The organism is Cronobacter sp. HA18003 (assembly GCF_011605905.1).
GTDB classification, from domain to species: domain Bacteria; phylum Pseudomonadota; class Gammaproteobacteria; order Enterobacterales; family Enterobacteriaceae; genus Cronobacter; species Cronobacter sakazakii.
On record NZ_JAANQO010000023.1, the window covers coordinates 230,011 to 252,480 of the forward strand.

Below are 22,470 nucleotides of genomic sequence, written 5' to 3' on the forward strand. Positions count from 1 at the left end.
GATACTTCATGCTAACCAGGCGAAGGCCGTTGCGCCATGTCGCGAACATTTTTTTACCATTCGCGCATTAATGCCTCTTACGCCGCATTCACGGCGTTGCTGGCTGGGATTAAGCGTTGAAAACAGCTAAACTCCGCAGCTGAGAAACCCTTAATCATGATAAGAGGCGAAGTCCAACGTGGCTCAATTCGTATACACCATGCATCGCGTCGGCAAAGTCGTTCCGCCGAAGCGACACATTCTGAAGAATATCTCTCTGAGCTTTTTCCCTGGCGCCAAAATCGGTGTGCTGGGCCTGAACGGCGCCGGTAAATCCACCCTGCTGCGCATCATGGCGGGCATCGATAAAGATATCGAAGGTGAAGCCCGTCCGCAGCCTGGCATCAAAATCGGCTACCTGCCGCAGGAGCCGCAGCTCAACCCTGAACATACCGTGCGCGAATCGATCGAAGAAGCGGTTGCGGAAGTCGTTAACGCGCTCAAGCGCCTGGATGAAGTGTACGCGCTGTACGCCGATCCGGATGCCGATTTCGATAAGCTCGCCGCCGAGCAGGGCAAACTGGAAGAGATTATCCAGGCTCATGACGGCCACAACCTGAACGTGCAGCTGGAACGCGCGGCCGACGCCCTGCGTCTGCCGGACTGGGATGCGAAAGTCGCGAATCTCTCCGGTGGTGAACGCCGCCGCGTGGCGCTCTGCCGCCTGCTGCTCGAAAAACCGGACATGCTGCTGCTCGACGAACCGACCAACCACCTGGACGCCGAATCCGTCGCCTGGCTGGAGCGCTTCCTGCACGACTTCGAAGGCACCGTTGTAGCGATTACTCACGACCGTTACTTCCTCGATAATGTGGCAGGCTGGATCCTCGAACTGGACCGCGGCGAAGGTATTCCGTGGGAAGGCAACTACTCTTCCTGGCTTGAGCAGAAAGATCAGCGTCTGGCGCAGGAAGCCTCTCAGGAAGCGGCGCGTCGTAAATCTATCGAGAAAGAGCTGGAGTGGGTGCGTCAGGGCGCGAAAGGCCGTCAGTCCAAGGGCAAAGCCCGTCTGGCGCGCTTTGAAGAGCTTAACAACACCGAATACCAGAAGCGTAACGAAACCAACGAACTCTTTATTCCGCCGGGACCGCGTCTGGGCGATAAAGTGGTGGAAGTCAGCCACCTGCGTAAATCCTACGGCGACCGCGTGCTGATTGACGATCTGAGCTTCTCCGTGCCGAAAGGCGCGATTGTCGGCATCATTGGTCCGAACGGCGCGGGTAAATCGACGCTGTTCCGTATGATGTCTGGCCAGGAACAGCCGGACAGCGGTACCATTACGCTCGGTGAAACCGTGAAACTCGCGTCTGTTGACCAGTTCCGTGACGCCATGGACAACAGCAAAACCGTCTGGGAAGAAGTCTCCGGCGGGCTGGATATCATGAAGATCGGCAACACCGAAATGCCGAGCCGCGCGTACGTTGGCCGCTTTAACTTTAAAGGCGTGGACCAGGGCAAACGCGTGGGCGAGCTGTCCGGTGGTGAGCGTGGTCGTCTGCATCTGGCGAAACTGTTGCAGGTGGGCGGCAACATGCTGCTGCTCGATGAACCGACCAACGACCTGGATATCGAAACCCTGCGCGCGCTGGAAAACGCCCTGCTGGAGTTCCCGGGCTGCGCGATGGTTATCTCGCACGACCGCTGGTTCCTGGACCGTATCGCCACACACATTCTGGATTATCAGGATGAAGGCAAAGTGGAATTCTTCGAAGGTAACTTCACCGAGTACGAAGAGTATAAGAAACGCACGCTGGGCGCCGAAGCGCTGGAGCCGAAGCGTATCAAATACAAACGTATCGCCAAGTAATTCCCGCAACGGCCTTCTTAATGAAGGCCGTTTTATTAGTGATTCCCCTCAGATAAATACCTGCCCTCTACTCCGATTTATTCCTGACCAATTGTCCATTCACCCTTGTTATGGTAATTAATAAATCATATCCCTCCATTTTCATATGATCTTTCATGAACGAGGGTTTTTTATTATTAGCGCTATGATTTTCATGGAATGGAAATGTCACGGAATCGTTGTCAGGGTAAGCGGGCCGCCGCCTGCACGTCGTTAACGTCATCTCTCCTCGCTTTTCATCATTTTCAGCGTCAATACATAAAAACAACAGACAGTTTGTAGATTTACTACCGGCACGCGCCGTAGCCTCTCGCTATGCTTGATTGCTTTCTTTATACCGGCAACGATAGCTCGGGCATATTGACGTTATTAAACGCGCAGGCAGCCGTTAAAACATTTTTTATATAAATATATATCCGTCATTTATTCATTATATTAATGGTCATCACACAGTGCTCACGAAAATAAAACGTTTTTCAGCATGGATGCGGCGTCAGGATTTTTCCCGCCTGCTTATTTTGTTTCAGCGCCACAGCGCGAAAATCGTCATTGGCGCGCCATTTCTGTTGCTGGTGATTTATCTGCTTATTTTCAGCCAGCCGCGTTATGTGAGCGAATCACAGGTCGCCATCAAACGCGCCAGTGATATCGAAAACGGCAGCCTGAATATTGGCCTGCTGATGGGTGCCTCTAACCCTACTTCTGCCGAAGATGCGCTGTACCTGAAAGAGTATCTGCACTCGCCGGATCTCTTAGCCGTACTCGATAAACAGCTCAATTTCAAACAGGCCTTTGGCGACAGCGGACTGGATCTCTTCTATCACCTTTATGCCAGCGCGAGCGCCGAAGAATTTCTGGATTACTACCGTCACCGCATCACCATCAATTACGACAACAAAAACGGCCTGCTGACCATCCAGACTCAGGGCTTCACGCCCGAATTCGCCCTGCGTTTCAACCAGGCGGTGCTCAAAGAGTCTGAGCGGTTTATCAACGAGCTTTCGCATCATATTGCGCGCGACCAGCAATCCTTCGCCGAAAGCGAGCTCGACAAAGCGCGCAAGCGCCTCGATGCCAGCAAAAGCGCGCTGCTCGCCTTTCAAAACCGCAACCAGATGCTCGATCCACAAGCTTCCGCCGTGGCGGCGAGCTCAGCGGTCAACAACCTGACCGAGCAAAAGATTCGCCTCGAAACAGAGCTGCGTACTCTGCTGACATATCTGCGTGAAGATGCGCCGCAGGTCATCACGACGAAAAACACGCTGGCCTCCATTAACGCGCAAATTGAGAAAGAGAAAAACAACATTACCGCACCGGAAGGCGACCGCCTCAACCGTGTGGCGGCGGATTTCGAAGAGCTGAAATCGCGCGTGACGTTCGATACAGACCTGTACCAGCTCGCGCTCACGGCCATTGAAAAAACGCGCGTGGAATCGGCCCGCAAGCTGAAAAGCCTGGCGGTGATCAGCTCTCCCCAGCTTGCCGAGGAAGCCCGCTACCCCGAGACGCTCTACCTGTTAGCCAGTTGCCTGCTGATCTGCTGCCTGCTGTTCGGCACGCTCAGACTGCTGCTGGCCATTATTGACGATCACCGTGCTTAACCTTGCCGCTTTCACACCCGAGAGAGTTATGAAAAACGTTTCATCCGCCTCACTGATCTTTTTCTGTTTATCGGCCTGCGCCAGCGCGCTTGATCTCACCGCCGACCCGGCGCTGACCGGCGCGGCGCCCATTCTGTCATCGTCGTCATCGACTCCGGTCAGCGCAGATGGCTTTGATAACACGCCGCCGCCCGCGCCCGCCACGGTCATGAGCCGCATGTTCGGCGCACAGCTTTTTACCGTCCAAAACGCGGAAGGCGGGGCTGGCATCGCCTTCAATCCCAATTATGTGATTGGCCTTGGCGACACCATTCAGGTGCGTCTGTGGGGCGCTTTCACGTATGACGGCACATTAACTGTCGACCCGAAAGGCAACATCTTTCTGCCTAACGTCGGCCCGCTTAAAGTTGCAGGTGTGACGAATAGCCAGCTCAACGCACTGGTTATCTCGCGAGTGAAAGAGGTATACCAGGCGAATGTGAATGTCTACGCCTCGCTGGTTCAGGCGCAGCCGGTCAAAGTGTTTGTCACGGGCTATGTCCGCACGCCGGGGTTATATGGCGGCGTGGCGTCCGACTCACTGCTCTCGTATCTCAGCAAAGCGGGCGGCGTGGACAGCGAACGCGGCAGTTATGTCGATATCACCGTCAAACGCGGCCAGAAAACGCGCTCGCATGTGAACCTGTATGATTTTCTGCTCAACGGCAGCCTCAGTCTGTCGCAGTTCGCCGACGGCGACACCATTATTGTCGGTCCGCGCCAGCACACCTTTGGCGTCGAAGGCGATGTCTTTAACAGCTACGACTTTGAATTTACCGATGAGCGTATTCCGGTTTCCGAAGCGCTGCGCTGGGCGCGGCCTAAACCGGGGGCCACGCATGTGACGTTGATGCGCCAGCAAGGCGCGATGAAGCAGAGCGAATATTTCCCGATTAGCGAAACCGCAGGCCGCATGTTGCAGGATGGCGATCGCATGGTGGTCAGCTCCGATCGCTATACCGGCACCATCCAGGTACGCGTGGAAGGCGCACACTCCGGCGAACATGCGATGGTATTGCCTTACGGTGCCACGCTGCGCCAGGTGATGGCGAAACTGCGCCCGAACACGATGTCGCAGTTAAACGCCATCAAACTCTATCGCCGCTCGGTCGCGCTGCGTCAGAAAGAGATGCTGGATCTGTCGCTGCAAAAGCTGGAGCAGGCTTCGCTCTCAGCGCAATCCTCCACACAGGAGGAATCGCGCCTGCGTATGCAGGAGGCGCAACTGGTCAGCCGTTTCGTGGCGAAAGCCCGCACTGTGGTGCCGCAGGGCGAAGTGGTACTGAATGAGAACAACCTTGATTCCGTGCTGCTGGAAGATGGCGACGTTATCACCATCCCGGAGAAAACGTCGCTCGTCATGGTGCATGGCGAGGTGCTGTTCCCCAACGCCGTCACCTGGGAGAAAGGGCTGGAGCCTGAGGATTACATCGCCAAATGCGGCGGCATGACGCAAAAAGCCAGCGGCGCTAAAGTCATCGTGATTCGCCAGAACGGCGAGGCGCTCAATGCCGAAGATGTCGATGACATGCAGCCGGGCGATGAACTGATGGTGCTGCCGAAGTATGAGTCGAAGAATATCGAAGTGACGCGCGGCATTTCAACCATCATGTACCAGCTGGCTGTCGCAGCGAAAGTCATCCTGACGCTGTAATCCCATGAAAAATAGCGTCACCGGCATTTTCTCGAAAGGCATCTGGCGTATTGCGGGCTTACATCACCTGCTGCCGATGCCTTGTCGAAAACTCGCGCCGCGTCGGGCTATCCCGGACGATGTTACCGCTATCGCCGTCTGGGGGCGTCGTCCCAGCGCGGCGGCAGCTGTTGCCCGCGCCAGCAAAGCCGGGCTTGCGGTGATTCGCCTTGAAGACGGGTTTATCCGCTCTTGCGGCCCGGCGGCGCACGGCTATCCGCCGCTCTCGCTGGTTATCGATTACGACGGCATTTACTACGACGCCAGCCAGCCGAGCACGCTGGAGAACCTGATTCAGGACACTGCGGGCAACGCGGCGCTGCGCGAAGCGGCGCAGGAGGCGATGCGCCTTATCGTGGAAGGCGATCTGGCGAAGTATAACCACGCGCCGCCGTTTGACGGCTCGCCCGATGCCCGCGCGGTGCTGGTGGTGGATCAGACGGCAGGCGATATGTCTGTCACCTTCGGCAATGCCAGCGCGGCATCGTTTCGGCTGATGCTGGAGAGCGCCCTTGCTGAAAACCCGGATGCCGAAATCTGGGTAAAAACGCATCCTGATGTTGTGCACGGCGGCAAGCGTGGCTATTTGCGCGATATCCGCGCGAATACGCGCCTGCGACTGATAACCGAAGACGCCAGCCCGCAGTCGCTGCTGCGGTGCGTATCTCGGGTTTATACCGTGACGTCTCACTTCGGTTTTGAAGCGCTGATGGCGGGCAAGCCGGTGGTCTGCTTCGGGCAGCCGTGGTATGCCGGATGGGGGCTGACGGACGACAGGCACCCGGCGGCGGCCACGCTTGCCGCACGCCGCGGCGACGCCTCGCTGCTCACGCTTTTCAGCGCCGCCTATTTGCGTTACGCCCGCTACCTCAACCCGCAAACCAATCAGCCCGGCACGCTGTTTGATGTGCTGACGTGGCTGGCGCTGCAGCGGCGTCATCATCTGGCGCTGCGCGGCACGTTATGGGTACCAGGGCTGACACTCTGGAAGCGCAGCGTCGTAAAACCTTTTCTTTCAACACCCCGTAACCAGCTGCGCTTTACGCGCCGCGCGCCGCAGGCTGATGCCTGCGTGGTGTGGGGAACCGCGGGTGAAGCGCGCTGGCAATCAACGGCACAGGCGCGTGGCATGCCCGTGTGGCGAATGGAAGATGCGTTTTTGCGCTCGGTGGGGCTCGGCTCCGATCTGTTCGCCCCGCTCTCGCTGGTGCTCGATAAACGCGGTCTCTATTACGACGCCACGCGCGCAAGTGATCTGGAAATAGCCCTGAACCGGGTGCATCTGACGCCAGCCGAAGAAGCGCGCGCCGCAGCACTGCGTCGACAGATTATCGAAAGCCGGGTCAGTAAATACAACGCGGGCGGCGCGTGGCGGCTGCCTGCATCGGCATGGGGACGGCGTATTCTGCTGGTGCCGGGGCAGGTCAGCGACGATGCCTCGCTTGTCGGTGGCACGCAAGGCATCCGCACGATTGCCGCGCTCCTGCGCATGGTGCGCGCCAGAAATCCCCAGGCGTATATCGTCTTCAAGCCGCACCCGGACGTGGCCTGCGGCAACCGCCAGGGCGAACCCAGCACGCGAGACGCGCTGCGCTGGGCGGATTGTCTCGCCACGCAGGCGGATATCGTCGATGTGCTCGATCAGGTAGACGAAGTGCATACGCTGACGTCGCTTGCCGGTTTTGAGGCGCTGCTGCGTGGCAAGACGGTCTTCTGCTACGGTATGCCGTTTTACGCCGGCTGGGGCCTGACACACGACGAATATCCTTGCCCGCGCCGCACCCGGCGGCTCACGCTTAACGCGCTTATCCACACCACGCTTATCGATTACCCCTTCTACCTCCACCCAACGCGCAAAACGCCGATCGCTGCGGAGGAAGCGGTTGCCCTGCTCAGCGCGTCGCCCCGACGCAACGTCACGCAACACCGCCGCCGTAAAACACTCACCCGGCTCGCCAATAAAGCCCGCAATCTCTTTCACGCGCTTTTTTATTCCCGGTGACCCAGATGAACCACAGCGCGCTTGATACCCTCCTTTCCGGCCAGAAATATTTGCTGCTGCAAGGGCCGATGGGGCCGTTTTTTCGAGACCTGGGGAACTGGCTGGAGACCAAAGGGCGCGAGGCGAAACAGGTGGTGTTTAACGGAGGCGACTGGTTTTACCGCCGCAAAGGGAAAAGCCTGTCTTATCAGGGCACGCCGGAGGGGTTTGGCGCGTGGTTAGCGGCAACGCGAAGCGCATGGCCGTTTGATACGCTGGTATGCTTTGGCGACTGTCGGCCTCTGCATCAGGCCGCGCGCCGCTGGGCGCAAGCGCAGGGGATACGTTTTCTGGTCTTTGAAGAGGGTTATTTGCGCCCGTGTTTTATCACGCTTGAAGAGAATGGCGTGAACGGGTTTTCCAGCCTGCCGCGGGAGGCTGGGTTTTATCGTGCCCTGCCTTTTCTGCCGGTTCCGGAAGTGCGGCGTATCACACCCTCGCTACTGCGGCGTATCGCTCATGCCGCCTGGTATTATCTGATGGGCTGCTACTATCAGCGCGCATTTCCACGCTACCAGCACCACAAAAGTTTTTCGCCCTGGTATGAAGGCGGCTGCTGGGTACGCGCCGCGATACGCAAAATCTGGTATCGCAATACAGAGCGGGGCATTCGACGTTCGCTGTCTACAGACTATCACGGACACTATTTTCTTGCGGTGCTTCAGGTGTTTAACGACAGCCAGCTTCAGCACCACAGCGATTATGGCGATATGCGGGATTTCATTAAGGAGACGGTCAGCTCATTCGCGCGTGGTGCGCCGCCCTCACGCATGTTGGTCATCAAACACCATCCGATGGACAGAGGGCACCGGCAGTATCGTTCACTGATTAAAACCCTCAGCAAACGCTATGGCGTCAGTGGGCGCATTGTTTATGTCCATGACTTGCCGCTACCAGAGCTACTGAGCAATGCAGCGGGCGTCGTGACGATTAACAGTACAGCGGGAATTTCAGCGCTGATTCATAACAAACCGCTGAAAGTAATGGGAAGAGCGCTCTATGATATCGAAGGGTTAACGTTCCAGGGGCGTCTTGACGACTTCTGGCAAGCGTCCTTTCGCCCCGACCACACCCTGTTTTCAACCTTTCGCTATTATCTGATGCAAAAAACCCAGCTTAATACCGTTTTTTACAGCCGTGAAAACCCGTTCTCCGGGTTATAGACCTGCTTTGCGGGTGACATAAACATTTCCTTCATGACTAAATACTTCCAGCGCTTCACTGACGGCGAGCACGGTGTTTGCTTGCGAGGGCTCAGTTTCGAGCGCTTTACGCGCCCAGCTTTGCTGGCACGTTATATCCAGAAAGATCTGATAAGTGCCTATGGGTAACGTCTCAAGCGAGAGCCCTTCATAGCGCAATGTGCAGAACCACCCTTTGTCATAATTCACAAAACCGTCTTCATAAAGCTGACGGCTCAGAATCGAACGATGCGCCTTCGCAATACGAAAGACGTCTTCAAAACCATCGGTTTTGAAAACCATATCAACCTGAATATCCTGATACTCAGCGCAGCTCACGCCTTTTAATACCGCTATGCCTTCCGGGAAGAATACCGATCCTTTGACAGCGATTTTCTTCAATACTGCAAATGGCTGTGGCTTGACCGGACGCGGCAAAAGGCTGTTATCCGCGCTGAGCTCACATTCGCCATAGCGTGGAACCGCACCCTGTGAAAGCGAATAAAAAATCCCAAGCAAAAGTGGCACATGGTAAGAAGTAACCTGATTATGCTCTCTGATGAGCATAGATTGCGCCATAAAAAGATTAAAATTTTGGTATTTCCTGAATTCAGAAATATAGGGCTTTACTTCACTTTCGTACTGTATATCAGCCTCAGAAGTTAACAGATAGATATTTTTATCCAGTGCAGTGTCGCGGGATAATAACTGAGGCAACAAAGCATCAAGTTTTAGTGCGAAAGCCTCGCTGTCGTCACCCGACATATGACTAAATACGCCAGGCCAGTTTTTTCTGGCGTAACTGCCAATATGGAACTGCGGCACCGTCGAAATAATATTTTTAAACTGATATTTAAGTCCATACCACAGCGCGGCGCTGCCGCCTTTAGAAAATCCGGCCAGCGTACATTGCGTCTTTTCAAGCCCATAGCGAGCGAGCATGGTTTCAATAAAAGTAATTACGGCCTGTTCAACACAGAAATCGTTGTTATGGCAGAGGTAATACGTACAGGCATTATGAAAATCATCTTTTATCCACACCACATGCGCAGGGCAATCCTGGAGGGCGTTGGCAAAATCCCATGTGAACATCCCGGCACCGCCAAACCCGCTAAAAATGAAAACCATATGCTGAGTGTCATACTTTCTTTTTTTATAGCGATACTTTATCTGCACGCCATTAATTATTTCTATTTGCTCTGACATATTTACTCCATAAAAACAGGCGCGAGTGATGGTCGCGCCTGTTTTTAAGTTATTAACGTTTGGGGTTACGCATCCGATTTAACAGAAAACTCACGCAGCAACCGCAGGTTCTGTAATTTCTCCGCCGCATTGGCTGGCATATTCTGCGGATAATGACGTAACAGATTCAGCCAACAATCGTAAGCATCGTCCCAGTCCTCACAAAGCTGGGCGAGTTCACACCGCAGCATCCACGCTTTCTGGTTGTAACGGCTAAGTTTATTGCGAACGACAGAAAGCGCCTGACTAAAGCGTCCGGCCTCTCTCAGCGCTTCTGCATAGATAAGACAGAACTCATCATCCGGTTTATTTTGTGCCTCAAAGAGTGCGATCGCCTCACCGGTTTTTTTCAGTGCCAGACACGCCTGCGCATAGATTTTCAGGAACCGCACATCATTTCTCAGCGCATCACTCAGAGTACCGTATAGCGTATACAGCTCTTTATATTTATCGGTACGCAGCAGCGCGACGCAGTAGTAATAAAGATGCTCATCAGGCAAATGATCGACATCCGCACTGGCTTTATTAAGCTGGGTGAGAATTTTCTCCCAGTTCTGACGCAGGAAAGCGAGACGAGCGATTTTCAGACGACACTGCGGATCATTTTCAATATATTTTTCATATTTCACCAGGCACTGATGGGCGTCATTCAGTTTATTCAGCTGCTGATAGCAATAAGAAAGCGTAATCAGAAGCTTATTCTCAAGACTTTCTGATGAAGTCACATCAACGTCCTGCTCTTTTACATAAGCAATCCCATCAGCCCATTTTTGCTTCGCCAGAAGTAAACAGAACCGGGCATAGCTAAAACCAGCCGCAGGCCGTGCTTTCTTGCACAAAGCCTCCAGCACAGATACCTGCCCACTGCGATACAGGCAATAACAGTAGCGCACGTTATCGATAGTCGCCTCACCCGCCTCTTGCCAGTGAGCGGCTGCCTGCTGCCAGTGGTGCTCCGCCATTTCTACCAGCGCCAGCCCTGCAGAAAGCGCCGTATGACGCTGTTCAGTATGACGTGCATACCAGTGGTGTATAGCGTTGCGCGCTGCGACGGTTTTCCCCTGTTTACGCAGTGCTTCAGCAAGCCCGGCGCAGCCATGTGCCTCTTCATCCTGAGTGAGTGCCAGCATCAGGTACGCCTGCCAGCGTTTTTCGGCAAGTCCCCAGCGGCGAGCATCCGCAGCCTGCTGTGCGTACTGCTGATGGATATCTTTATCTGCAAATCCTTCCGGCAGCGGCGCATCCAGCGAAGCGATCGCCTGATACGTGCGCTCACAGTTAAGGCCATCGCGGAACGGGAAGGTATCATTAATACGCTTGAGAATCTTCGCAGACGGCACCGCATCATTTTTCAACAGCGTATTTAACTCTTTAAACAGCTCTTTTTCGGTTTCTACCACCGGGCCAAAACCATGCTTACGGTAATCGAAATAGCCTTTAGTATAAACATGTCCTGCAAAAAACTCTCTAGCATCAAACTGATAGTAAATTATTTGTTTATTTTGCACTGCCATTTCAAAAGCTACTGAAGAATAATCAGTAATCATTAGCGCGGCGCGAGAGAATACTTCCTGAATACTCCCAGTGACATGAGTAAGAACTTCAATATATTCTGGAACATCAAAGTTATTTAAATAAGGCAATATATTGAAGTGGGGGAAAAAGGCCACACGGTAATTATATTGCTTAGCACATTTCTCCAGTAAAGGAGAATGTAAAACGCTTTTCCACCGGGTGGCAAATTCACTGTGCATAAACAGAGGATTTATTTCCCTCTCATCACCATTACCTAAAACCTTCCCAACAATAGTTTGCCGCCAGGTAGGCATGATAACAATTAATCTTTCTGCAACATTATTGCTTTTTATTAATCTGTCATGCCGTGGAAAACCTGTCAGAAAAACATCTTTTTTTGAATAAAAATATTTTGTTAAATTGTCGCTAATAGAGTGATACTCTGCAGGCGAAGAAGTTATAAAACAATTTATTTCATCTTTGGTATTTAACCACGCCGACAGATCATCCTTTGTTACTCCATGCTGTAAAAAAACAAAATGTCTTCCTGCAAGCATTTTAGGGCCAAGGAGATTCGTAATATAATAATTAGCATGTGAGCTAATCACTTTACTACATGACCCCAAAGCCAGCTTATGCTCATGAGAACCAAATTCAATCAAATTGAATCCTTCTTTCTGAAGGCGTTCCCAATCATGGGATTCTTTCTTTAACGCAAAATATATATTCTTTTCTGGATAATGCTCGTGAACATAACGATAAAGATGTTCAGCATTATCGTCAGCCTGCGTATCTCGGTCTATAAAAATCCATGCATCTTGATATTCTCTTTTCTTTTCATATTTTGGCATCAAGGCAAGGAAGTGCTTTTTGATATCAGTAGCTTTTAAACCTTCTTTATATTGCTTACCGCCAAGAGAGAGACGAGTCGGCAGGTGTGAAACAGAAATATCGATTTGCTGTGCATCGCCAAGCGCTACCCACAGACGTCGCTCAAGAATCAGCGTCTCATCCATAAAATCATGACGGATCGTTTTGGCATATGCTGGAATAATGTCTCTATCATCCAGTGATATCTGCTCTAGGCTCAACGTGCTGGTAAAATATCGCAGTTGAACCATGTGCTTGTAGGGATCGTATTTTTCAACATAAACAATCTGGGCATCTGGTTGTAGCCCTTTAAAGAATGAAAGCATGGCGACTTTCTGAAAAAACCACGCCCCCGCCAGCTCAAAATTCATAATCGTATTTTTATCAAGGAAAACGAATATTTCCTTAAGCTTACTGATAAATTCGCGCTTTTCATCTGTCGACAAGAACGCGCTACGCTCGCCGTGATTAGTGAGCCATTTTAAATACCAGACGATTTCATAAATCACCGTCCTTTGAATATTTACAGGGACTGAGCCTTCTGTTTCATGATAGCTTTTCAATACATCCAGATAACCATACTCCGGTACGTTGAGAAACCGTTCTTTTTTAGTCCATGACGTATCCAGCGTCGAAGAACCATCCTCACGCTTACGATAATAATATTTTGAGTGCTGTAAAAAAGCAGCATGACCGAATTTATCGCCTTTTAAGTATCGGGCAACAAAATGCGCATCTTCAAAATTAGGTTTAACCCTGGCGTCAAAGAAGACTTGTTTTGCAAAAATTATATCTGCTCGAAAAAAGGCAGTGCTGGCTGACAGCTGGATTTCCTTTTCCATACTGCCAAGCGGCACAAGTTGATTCCCTTTTTTAAATTTGAAACCAAGAGGATGTGCATCCTTATACTGATTCTTGGCTTCATAAAACATAATAGTATTACAACCCACCATTTTAATATCTTTATCCTGATTTTGATAAAGAAAGTTATCAAGGTTGTAAAAATAATCTGCATCAACAAAATCATCGGGATCGATAAAAGTGACCCATTCGGTAGCGACTTGCTGTAACCCATTATTACGCGCAGCTGATTGCCCCGCATTCTCTTGATAAATGTAGGTGATGTTCTTTGGATACTTCCTCTGCCATCTTTTGATGATCTCGGCGGACGTATCCGTTGAACCATCATCGATAAGAATGAGCTGTATATTTTTTTTGAAGTTTATCCGTTGCGTCACGAAACTTTTAAAATAATCATCCAGAAAAGCACTCACGTTATACACGGCAGAAACCACGGTATAATTATAGTGCCCATCTTCTTTTTTTAGATGAAGCTTTCTGAGTTTACGCGCCTGATTGGCAGCCATATCGCTGAAGAAAAGTTTTGGGTCCCTTACCAGCTTACGGAGTTTATTATTAAACATTTTTGTACATTCCATTTTCAAAATATGTTTCGAGCATTGCAATCAGTTGTTCCTGATAATCATTGACACTATGGTTACGTGAAGAAAAATCGTTGGCGCAAAAAGAGTGCGGAGAACCCCCCTGCCTGCGTGCGTTAATTAGCGCACGATAATGCGTTTTGGCGGCAGGAGAGCGCACGTTAAAGTAATAACAAATATCCCTGGCAGGCACAGCAACGCCTCTGGCATAGGCAAACCAGGGCACCAGAAAGGTGGGTAAATTCAAATCATGATCGCTTCTGAATTTACAGGGTAAGAAAGCGCTAATCTGTTTACTGTATCGCTGCCGGGCTTCAGTAAAAATACTTTTGCGCAGAGGCACATAAGTATGTGCCAGCGGACTATCCGGTGCAAAATCGATATCCTCAGACAGTAAATTCCTGGCGTTTAATGACGCAGAAAGTGCAGCGGTATGTCTCCCCCGCTGCGCCATTGCCGTCAGGCTTTTACCGGCAATGAAGAGCGAAGCCAGACCATTCCCTTTAAAAAAGTGGCTTGCCGGAAGGGGGCGCGCGGCAAAGACATCATCATTAAAGTAGATAAAGTGTTCGGCAAGATCGGGGATGGCGTCTAAATGCGCTTCGATGACGTGCGAGTTAAATGTCGGCAAATAGCGCGCCGGAATAATCTCATCATGTGAAATGATTTTCACTTTTGCGATCTTTTCGGCCCACGGTAGCGGATGCCCGTCGACAACAATAAATATCCGGCGAACCCAGGGCATGAACATCAGTACGCTCTGTACCGAATAAAAAATTTCGTTGTGGTTATCGAAGCGCGCAGGGTCATGATCAATGCCAGCCTCTGCTTGTAGATGATGCTTCCGATACTGCTCGAATTTACTGCGCCACTGGCCGTCGCCGTTATCCACCCAGGTAAAAACCACATCTACCGGGAAAGTCACATTATTCATGCTCTCCAGCGCCAGATCATGCTTAATTAATACGCTCTCCTCGCTCAGTGGGCAGTTTATTTCATTGAGAAAAAGAGGATATTTATTAAGAAGATAGTCCCGTAAAAACAGACCTGGCGACGTCAGTAGCTTCCTGATTTTTCTGTATTGCATGCTTACAGATTCTCCTGAGCTTTATAAGCATCAATGGCATCATCAACACTTTCGTAAAAATGCACATGATTTTCCCGACCTATAAACAACGCCGCATCGCAATACTGTTTGAGTGAGTGGAGATTGTGCGACACCATTAAAAAGCACGACTCTTGATGGCGAGCTTCAAACAGCGTTTCGCATTTTTTACGAAAACTTGCGTCGCCAACAGCGGTGACTTCGTCCACCAGGTAGTAGTCGAATTTGAACGCCATGCTCAGCCCAAACCCGAGACGCGCTTTCATGCCAGAGGAATAGGCCTTCACCGGCATGTCAAAATACTTTCCAAGCTCGGCGAATTCCTCAACGAACGCGACTTTTTGGCGGACTTCTTCTTTAGGCGCGTAAAGCCGCGCCACAAATTTCACATTTTCACGCCCGGTCAGGCTGCCCTGAAACCCCCCAGCCAGCCCGACCGGCCAGGAGATCGTGGCGCTGGAGATGATTCGCCCGCTGTCCGGGTTATCCGTCCCGCCAATCATGCGCAGCAGCGTCGATTTCCCCGCCCCGTTACGCCCTATCAGCGCAACGCTCTTGCCGGACGGCAGCGTCAGAGAGAGATCCTTAAAGACATAATGCCGCCCTGCGGGTGTGCGGTACGATTTGGTGAGATTTTCGATAGCAATCATGACGTCAGCATCGCCTCTTCCTGATGACGATAAAGCGCGAGGCCTGTGAAGAGCACTACCAGCGTGCTGACTGCGAGATACGTCAGGCTGGCTCCGTCGCTTTCATAACTTGCCGCCAGCGATTCGCGGGTCAGTTCCACCACATGCACCAGCGGGTTCCACGCGACCCAGCTTTGATATTCCTGAGGAATAGTATTGAGCGAATACATCACGCAGGAGATGAAATAAAGCGGGCGGGTCAGCAGGGGCAGAAACTTTTCCGACTCCGGAAACGCACTACTGGTCACCATAAAAATCAGCCCGACACCGAAGGAAAACACCACCAGACAACCCCAGACGCCAAACAGAACTAACAAATGAGAGCAGGTAAACGCCTCGCCTGTCATGGCCAGCAGCGCGAGCAGCACCAGATAAACGGCAATATAAATTCCGGCTTCCAGTAACGTTCTCGCAATTATTGTGTCAATAGGCTTTACCGGACGGTAATTAAAAAGCCCCTGGTTCGCCTCGATGGCATTAATAGAACGACTCGTAATATGGCTAAAAATAAAATACGGAATAATGCCGCTTAATAAAAAGACAGGAAATGAGATATCCGGCAGCGTTCGCTCCATCACAAAATCCAGAACAAACAGCAGGATGGCAAGATGAAGTAGTGGCTCAAGCAGCGCCCAGCAGTAGCCCAGTCGAAACTTGCCGAAACGCGTTTTAATTTCCCTTAAAAATAACGCCAGTACAGTGGCGCGCTGGACATCCAGCCCATGCCTTTTCATAAACAGTTCCTGGTTATATTATTGTGAACAGGCTACCGCTATGGGACATTCCCATAACAGCTTGTTGTAAAATACACATCCGTTGCCAGAAAAATAACGGCAACACGCGCGTAACCGCTCGCGTGATTATCATTATAAACAATCAAAATTCGTGTTTTATTAGCCGTAATTATCATTACGACTACAGAAGGGTGTTACAATAATTCAGGCGCGTAAAATATCACAAACCATCATCTCCATAAATAACTTATTCTGGGTTTCTTTTTTTGGAGATATTAAGATTTCATACTTTTTATTTATCCGTTTTTAACTGTCAATTTTAAAAAGATAGTCATTTTGAGACGAAAGCCGATAAATTATCGTAAAACTGCGTCACACCTTCGTACTCCAGTGCAAAGTTGATATAGCTAACCAGCGCCGGTGCGTTGAGCTTGCGGCCCGGATACACCAGATACAGATCGTTCCCGGTGACGGTCCACTCCGGCAGGACATTGACCAGCGCGCCTTCTGCAAGCGAATCATCAAGCAGAAAGGCGGGCAGCAGCGTGATCCCGGCACCTGCCAGCGCGCTTTCACGGGCATAAAGAAGATTATCGGTCTGGTGCATCTGGTTCAGATGGCAGCGGTAAAGCTCGCGGTCGCGCTGGAGCAGCCACTCCGACCAGGCGCGATGAACAATCACGCGGTGATCCACCAGCTGTGACGGGTGCGTCAGCGCAGGGTGGCGCGCCAGATACGCTGGCGAAGCGAGCAGATAGCGCGGGCAGTGGCCTATCTTACGGCCAATCAGCGAGGAATCCTGCGGTTTGCCGGTACGCAGCGCCACGTCAAACCCTTCCATCACCAGATCCCGCACGTCGTCGGAGATAAACACCTCCAGCGTGATATCCGGGTATTTCGCGAGAAACTCGGCGTTCATACGCGCCAGCAGCGTCGCGCCGATCCCGGCAGGGCTGGTGATGCGCAGCCGACCGCTGGGGTTATCGCGCAGGCGCTGGATGGCGAGATCGGCGCGTTCGCTGGCATCCAGCATTTCACGGCAGTGCACCAGATAATGTTCGCCCGCAAAGGTCAGACTGAGCTTGCGCGTGGTGCGATTAAGCAGCCGCAACCCGACATGCGCCTCAAGCTGGCTAATGCGCTGGCTGACGCTGGACTTTGGCAGCCCCGCTTTTTGCGCTGCCGCCGTGAAGCTGCCCGTCTCCGCCACCAGCGCGAAAAGGGCCATATCCTGCAGTTGTTTAAACATGATTGTTCATCTCTCACGAACACGCCGTTCTGGATTGTCCATCTTATCACCCTCTTTCAGGCTGCATAGACTACAGTCAACACATCCTCCTCTGAATACACGAAAGGAACCTGATATGTCTGTTAAAGCGATTGCTGTGAATCCGAACGCCCCGGAAAGCTTTATTGAAATTACCCAGCCGATGCCGCAGCCCGGCGAGTACGACCTGCTGGTAGAGGTCAAAGCGGTTTCCATCAACCCGGTGGATACCAAAGTACACGCCAGCCTCAAAAAGAATGGATTGCAGGAACCGCGCGTGCTGGGCTGGGACGCCAGCGGCGTGGTGACGGCAGTGGGCAGCAAAGTCAGCGGCTTTAAACCGGGCGATGAAGTCTATTACGCTGGCGATATTACCCGCGCTGGCAGCAACGCCAGCCATCAGTTGATCGATTCTCGCATTGTGGGCCATAAGCCGCGCACGCTCTCCTGGGCGGCGGCGGCGGCTATCCCGCTGACGGCGCTGACCGCGTGGGAAGGCTTATTCGAGCGTCTGGCGATTCAGGACGTCGGAGAAGACAAAACCCTGCTGATTATCGGCGGCGCAGGCGGCGTGGGCTCGCTTGCCATTCCGTTCGCGCGTCTGCACAGCAAGGTCAAAATTATCGCCACCGCCTCGCGTGAAGATTCCGCGCAGTGGTGCCGCGATCGCGGCGCGGATCTGGTGGTGAATTATCACGATCTGCCGGGTGAGCTGGCGAAACACGGGATTAAATTTGTTGATTATATTTTCATTCTGAATGATACCGACGGCCACTGGGCAGCGGTGAGCCAGCTTATCGCGCCGCAGGGGCATATTTGCAGCATCGTGGAGAATGAGCACCCGCTGGATCAGGATGCGCTGAAATCGAAATCCGCCGCGCTGCACTGGGAGTTTATGTATACCCGCAGCATGTATCAGACCGCCGATATGGCGCGTCAGGGCGAGATCCTCAATGAAGTGGCGAAGCTTGTGGATGCGGGCGAAGTGGAGAGCGCGTTGAGCGAAACGTTCCACGGCCTGAGCGTTGAGAGCATCAGCAAGGCGCACGAGAAGGTGCTGGAAGGCCATATGCGCGGCAAGGTGGTGGTAGAGTTTTAATTCTGGCGGGCCACGGCGGGTGCACTCCGTTTACCCGCCCTACAACAGAATATGTGCATGTAGGGTGGGTAAGCGTAGCCGCACCCACCTTTGAGCATTTACATCCATGGCGGGTGCACGTCGTTTACCCGCCCTACATGGCTCTATTTGTAGGGTGGGTAAGCGCAGCGCACCCACCTTAATGCATCCACACCCACGGCGGGTGCACTCCGTTTACCCGCCCTACGGGAAACGTGAGCATCTTTGTAGGGTGGGTAAGCGCAGCGCCCCCACCAGTAACGCCTTTCCCACCCAACAACAACCGCTCGCTATGCCTGCTCGCCCATCAGTTGCTTAACTAACTCCACGCAGCGCAGAAAACGGGAGTCGTAATCCGGCTCCTCGACATGCACATACTCGATGTTGTTCTCTTCAAGCATCGACACCAGCAGCGACTGAAACTCTTTGCGATCCACCGAGCTGCCGAGGCTTCGCAACCCGTCCGCCACCCACGGCGTATTGTTTTCCAGCAGGATAACGAGGTCGAAACGGTATTCATCCACCAGCGCCTGCACAAACGGGTGCTCACGTCCTTCGTACTTTTTGCAAAACGCCTGCGTGGTCACGAAATCGGTGTCGATAAACGCCACTTTATTAGCATATTTCACCGCAAAATCAATATATTGCGCGTGACCGAGCGCGATTTTGTCGTAATCGGAATATTGCAGCGCCATCTCGTCGCCGCCGAGATGCGAAAACACATAATCGCGGCCATATTCCCAGGCGCTGGTCGTATTGAAAATATTGGCGAGCTTATTCACCAGCATCGATTTCCCGCTCGATTCGCCGCCCAGAATCGCCACCGTGCGTACAAAGAACGGCTTCACTTCGGTAGGGATGTACTCCCAGTAGCGGAACGGATTGGCGCGGATCTGCGCGCCGCTGATATTCATAAAGGTGCGTTTCGGGTCGATAATCACGGTCTCGATGCCGAGATGTTCGCGGTACTGCGGCGCGTCGGCCTCCTCGGAGGTATAGATGGAATCCGGCTCGATCCCCTTCTCCTCCATAAACGCTTTAATGCCTTCGCTCCAGACGTCCCAGCCGTGCGGATACGGCTCCATGCCTTCTTCATTAAAGGCGTGAATGCGGATGTTTTTCTGGTATTTAAACGTCTGTAACAGCCAGCGCAGACGGTCGCTGATGGTCGGCTGCTGCGACATCGCGCTCTCTTCAAACAGCGTGCGGTCGCGCTTTTCGTCATAGCCCATGATGATATGCAGCTCATCGACCTGGCTACAGGCGCGCTGGATCAGATAGATATGGCCGGTATGCAGCGGATAAAACTTGCCAAAGACGACGCCGACGCGCTTCTGACGGCGCGGAAATTCCAGCCCCAGAAAACGGTGCAGCGCTTCGAGCTTTTGCGCGCTCGGGCTTTTGATTTTGGCGTTGAGAAGCTGGCTTAAATAACCCTTGGTCATGCCGCTGGCATCCGCCACCTGCTGCAACGTGCAGCCTTTCTGACGAATCGCGGTTTTGAGATAGTCGAATGATGACACAAGAGCCTCCTGCTGAATGAGCGTGCCGGACAGATAAAGGGCGGGTCAGCCGTGCGCTACCCGCCAGAAAACAGGGATTTACTGATTATAGGTCGTCAAAAACGGCCAGCGCATCCGCCAGCTTTTTCACGCCGAAAATTTGCATACCTTCCGGTACCTTTTTCGGCACGTTAGCGGCAGGAACAATCGCGCGGCGAAAACCGTGTTTCGCCGCCTCGGAAATACGCTCCTGGCCGCTCGGCACCGGGCGAATTTCACCCGCGAGGCCCACTTCGCCAAAGACCACCAGATCCTGCGGCAGCGGCCGGTCGCGCAGGCTTGACACCATCGCCAGCAGCAGCGCCAGGTCGGCGCTCGTCTCAGTCACTTTCACCCCGCCAACGACGTTGACGAAGACGTCCTGATCCGCCATTTGCAGGCCGCCGTGACGGTGCAGCACGGCGAGGAGGATTGCGAGACGGTTCTGCTCAAGGCCCACCGCCACGCGCCGCGGGTTCGCCATCATCGAATGGTCTACCAGCGCCTGGATCTCTACCAGCAGCGGGCGCGTTCCTTCCCAGACGACCATGACCGAGCTGCCGGAGGTGACTTCATCGCCACGGCTTAAAAAGATGGCCGACGGGTTGCTGACTTCACGCAGCCCCTGTTCCGTCATGGCGAAAACGCCGAGCTCATTGACCGCGCCGAAACGGTTTTTATGGCTGCGCAGCGTGCGAAAACGGGAATCGGCGTCGCCGTCCAGCAGGACGGAACAGTCGATACAGTGCTCCAGCACTTTCGGGCCTGCCAGCGAGCCGTCTTTGGTCACGTGGCCCACCATGACAATCGCCACGCCGCGCGTTTTCGCAAAGCGCGTCAGGTAAGCGGCGGTTTCGCGCACCTGCGCGACGCTGCCCGGCGACGACTGCACGTCAGCCATGTGCATCACCTGAATGGAGTCGATCACCATCAGTTTCGGCTGCTCTTCTTCCGCAATCAGGCAGATCTGCTCAATACTGGTTTCCGAGAGCATGTTGAGATTGGTGGTCGGCAGGCCGAGACGATGCGCGCGCATCGCCACCTGTTGCAGCGACTCTTCGCCGGTGACATAGAGCGTTTTCATCTGCTCGGCGAGCTTGCAGAGCGTTTGCAGCAGCAGCGTTGATTTCCCGGCGCCAGGGTTGCCGCCAATCAGAATGGCGCTGCCCGGCACGACGCCGCCGCCAAGCACCCGGTCAAACTCTTTAAAACCGGTGGAGAAGCGCGGCAGCGCTTCCAGGCTGATGTCGGAAAGCTTCTGCACTTTCGACACGCCTGCGCTGCCCGCGTAGCCGGAGAGACGTTCATTGCGCGCCGCTTGCGGCGAGGCGGCGAGGCGCACTTCCGTGATGGTATTCCAGGCATGACAGGCGCTGCACTGCCCCTGCCAGCGCGGATAATCCGCACCACACTCGTTACAGACAAATGCGCGTTTTGGAGCTTTCGCCACCTTTTACCTCTTTATTTCTGGTTAAGGCTGCCCGAAAGGATACAGAAAACCCCCATCAGGTCAGCGTGACGGATAGTGATCTCCGTCTTTTCATTCACTTTCGGTTTAGCGTGATAGGCGATACCCAGCCCCGCCGTCTGGATCATCGGCAGGTCGTTGGCGCCATCGCCAATCGCGACGGTCTGGCCCGTCGGGATCTCATATTTTTCAGCAAGGCGTTGCAGGGTCTGCGCCTTAAACTGGGCGTCGACGATCTGGCCGGTCACTTCACCGGTAAAGACGCCGTTTTCCACCGCCAGTTCATTGGCGACCACATCGTCAAGATGCAGTTTGTCCTGCAAATAGTGCGCGAAGAAGGTAAAACCGCCGGAGGCGATCGCCACTTTCCAGCCCAGCGCATGCAGCTTCAGCACCAGCGAGGTGAGGCCTGGCATTAACGGGAGCGCGTCGCGCACCTGATGCAGGATCTCCGCGCTCGCGCCCTTGAGCGTGCCGACGCGCGCTTTCAGGCTGGCCGCGAAATCCAGCTCGCCGCGCATGGCACGCTCGGTGACATCCGCCACTTCATCGCCCGTACCGGCAAGCTTTGCGATTTCATCAATGCATTCAATCTGAATCGCGGTGGAATCCATATCCATCACCAGCAGGCCAGGCGTTTTCAGATGCGGAATTTTGCCAAGCGGCGCGACATCTAAACCGGAATCATGCGCCAGGCGCGTCGCGCGCGGCGTCAGCGAGCCCGCCAGGCGGATCACCTGATAATCTTCCACGCACCACGCGTTAACGATAACCATCGCCGCGCCGAGCTTGTGCTGATATTGGGTCAGGCTTTGCTTATTTAAACCCCGTCCGTACAGGAGCCAGCCGCTGCGGCCAGCGTGATAATCCAGCGGCATCACTTCATCACCGCTTAAAGAAAGGGGCAATCCAGGCCAGAGGGAGACCTCGTTTGGCAGGTCGCACCAGGTAAGACTGTTCGGCATTCAGGCTCCTGTAAATAGTATCGGGGCGGGACAAAACAACGCATGAGGCTACCTTGTCTGCGGCGCTTCTGG

General features: G+C 53.2%; 15 protein-coding genes. 6 read left to right on the forward strand and 9 right to left on the reverse strand.

The annotated features are described in order from the left end of the window. The first annotated feature begins 178 nt into the window (after nt 1–178). From ettA to G6041_RS15105, 5 genes are all read left to right on the forward strand, one after another. A complete protein-coding gene (ettA, locus tag G6041_RS15085; RefSeq protein WP_004386289.1) occupies nt 179–1,846 on the forward strand; it encodes an energy-dependent translational throttle protein EttA in 1,668 nt (555 codons plus the stop codon). 491 nt (nt 1,847–2,337) lie between these two features. Continuing rightward, nucleotides 2,338–3,486 carry a hypothetical protein gene (locus G6041_RS15090; RefSeq protein ID WP_007847075.1) on the forward strand — a complete coding sequence of 383 codons (1,149 nt, stop codon included), beginning with the start codon at nt 2,338–2,340 and terminating at the stop codon, nt 3,484–3,486. Between the two features lie 28 nt (nt 3,487–3,514). Continuing rightward, nucleotides 3,515–5,179 carry a polysaccharide biosynthesis/export family protein gene (locus G6041_RS15095; RefSeq protein WP_012125822.1) on the forward strand — a complete coding sequence of 555 codons (1,665 nt, stop codon included), beginning with the start codon at nt 3,515–3,517 and terminating at the stop codon, nt 5,177–5,179. 4 nt (nt 5,180–5,183) lie between these two features. After that, nucleotides 5,184–7,220, forward strand: a complete 2,037-nt coding sequence (locus G6041_RS15100) for a capsular polysaccharide biosynthesis protein (protein WP_012125823.1) — start codon at nt 5,184–5,186, stop codon at nt 7,218–7,220. A 5-nt stretch (nt 7,221–7,225) separates the two neighbouring features. Then, entirely contained in the window at nt 7,226–8,422 is a 1,197-nt protein-coding gene (locus G6041_RS15105; protein WP_041460615.1) for a capsule biosynthesis protein, read from the forward strand. Here the strand turns inward: G6041_RS15105 and G6041_RS15110 are convergent. The 6 genes from G6041_RS15110 to G6041_RS15135 form a co-directional block, all read right to left on the reverse strand. Next, complete coding sequence (locus G6041_RS15110) at nt 8,417–9,646, reverse strand: alpha/beta hydrolase (RefSeq protein ID WP_012125825.1); 1,230 nt, start codon at nt 9,644–9,646, stop codon at nt 8,417–8,419. The two genes, G6041_RS15105 and G6041_RS15110, sit on opposite strands and share 6 nt — an antisense overlap. 65 nt (nt 9,647–9,711) lie before the next feature. Beyond that, on the reverse strand, nt 9,712–13,494 hold the full coding sequence (locus G6041_RS15115) for a CDP-glycerol glycerophosphotransferase family protein (protein WP_054628572.1): 3,783 nt from the start codon (nt 13,492–13,494) through the stop codon (nt 9,712–9,714). After that, on the reverse strand, nt 13,487–14,599 hold the full coding sequence (locus tag G6041_RS15120; RefSeq protein ID WP_012125828.1) for a Stealth CR1 domain-containing protein: 1,113 nt from the start codon (nt 14,597–14,599) through the stop codon (nt 13,487–13,489). Before G6041_RS15120 ends, G6041_RS15115 begins: the two co-directional genes overlap by 8 nt. 2 nt (nt 14,600–14,601) lie before the next feature. Further along, nucleotides 14,602–15,267, reverse strand: a complete 666-nt coding sequence (locus G6041_RS15125) for an ABC transporter ATP-binding protein (RefSeq protein WP_012125829.1) — start codon at nt 15,265–15,267, stop codon at nt 14,602–14,604. Beyond that, a complete protein-coding gene (locus tag G6041_RS15130; protein ID WP_012125830.1) occupies nt 15,264–16,040 on the reverse strand; it encodes an ABC transporter permease in 777 nt (258 codons plus the stop codon). Before G6041_RS15130 ends, G6041_RS15125 begins: the two co-directional genes overlap by 4 nt. A gap of 331 nt (nt 16,041–16,371) precedes the next feature. Continuing rightward, on the reverse strand, nt 16,372–17,289 hold the full coding sequence (locus G6041_RS15135; RefSeq protein ID WP_012125831.1) for a LysR family transcriptional regulator: 918 nt from the start codon (nt 17,287–17,289) through the stop codon (nt 16,372–16,374). 115 nt (nt 17,290–17,404) lie between these two features. Here G6041_RS15135 and G6041_RS15140 point away from each other — a divergent pair, with 115 nt between their 5' ends. Continuing rightward, nucleotides 17,405–18,406 carry a zinc-binding alcohol dehydrogenase family protein gene (locus tag G6041_RS15140; protein ID WP_012125832.1) on the forward strand — a complete coding sequence of 334 codons (1,002 nt, stop codon included), beginning with the start codon at nt 17,405–17,407 and terminating at the stop codon, nt 18,404–18,406. A 308-nt stretch (nt 18,407–18,714) separates the two neighbouring features. On the opposite strand, the gene nadR is transcribed toward G6041_RS15140, so the two are convergent. The 3 genes from nadR to serB all read right to left on the reverse strand — a co-directional run bounded on the left by nadR (nt 18,715) and on the right by serB (nt 22,398). Then, nucleotides 18,715–19,947 (reverse strand): multifunctional transcriptional regulator/nicotinamide-nucleotide adenylyltransferase/ribosylnicotinamide kinase NadR, encoded by a 1,233-nt coding sequence (nadR, locus tag G6041_RS15145; protein ID WP_004385876.1) that lies wholly within the window; start codon nt 19,945–19,947, stop codon nt 18,715–18,717. 85 nt (nt 19,948–20,032) lie between these two features. Next, on the reverse strand, nt 20,033–21,415 hold the full coding sequence (gene radA / locus G6041_RS15150; protein WP_004385877.1) for a DNA repair protein RadA: 1,383 nt from the start codon (nt 21,413–21,415) through the stop codon (nt 20,033–20,035). An 11-nt stretch (nt 21,416–21,426) separates the two neighbouring features. Beyond that, nucleotides 21,427–22,398: a phosphoserine phosphatase gene (gene serB, locus G6041_RS15155; RefSeq protein WP_004385878.1), complete on the reverse strand. Its 972-nt coding sequence runs from the start codon at nt 22,396–22,398 to the stop codon at nt 21,427–21,429. Between the last annotated feature and the right edge of the window lie 72 nt (nt 22,399–22,470).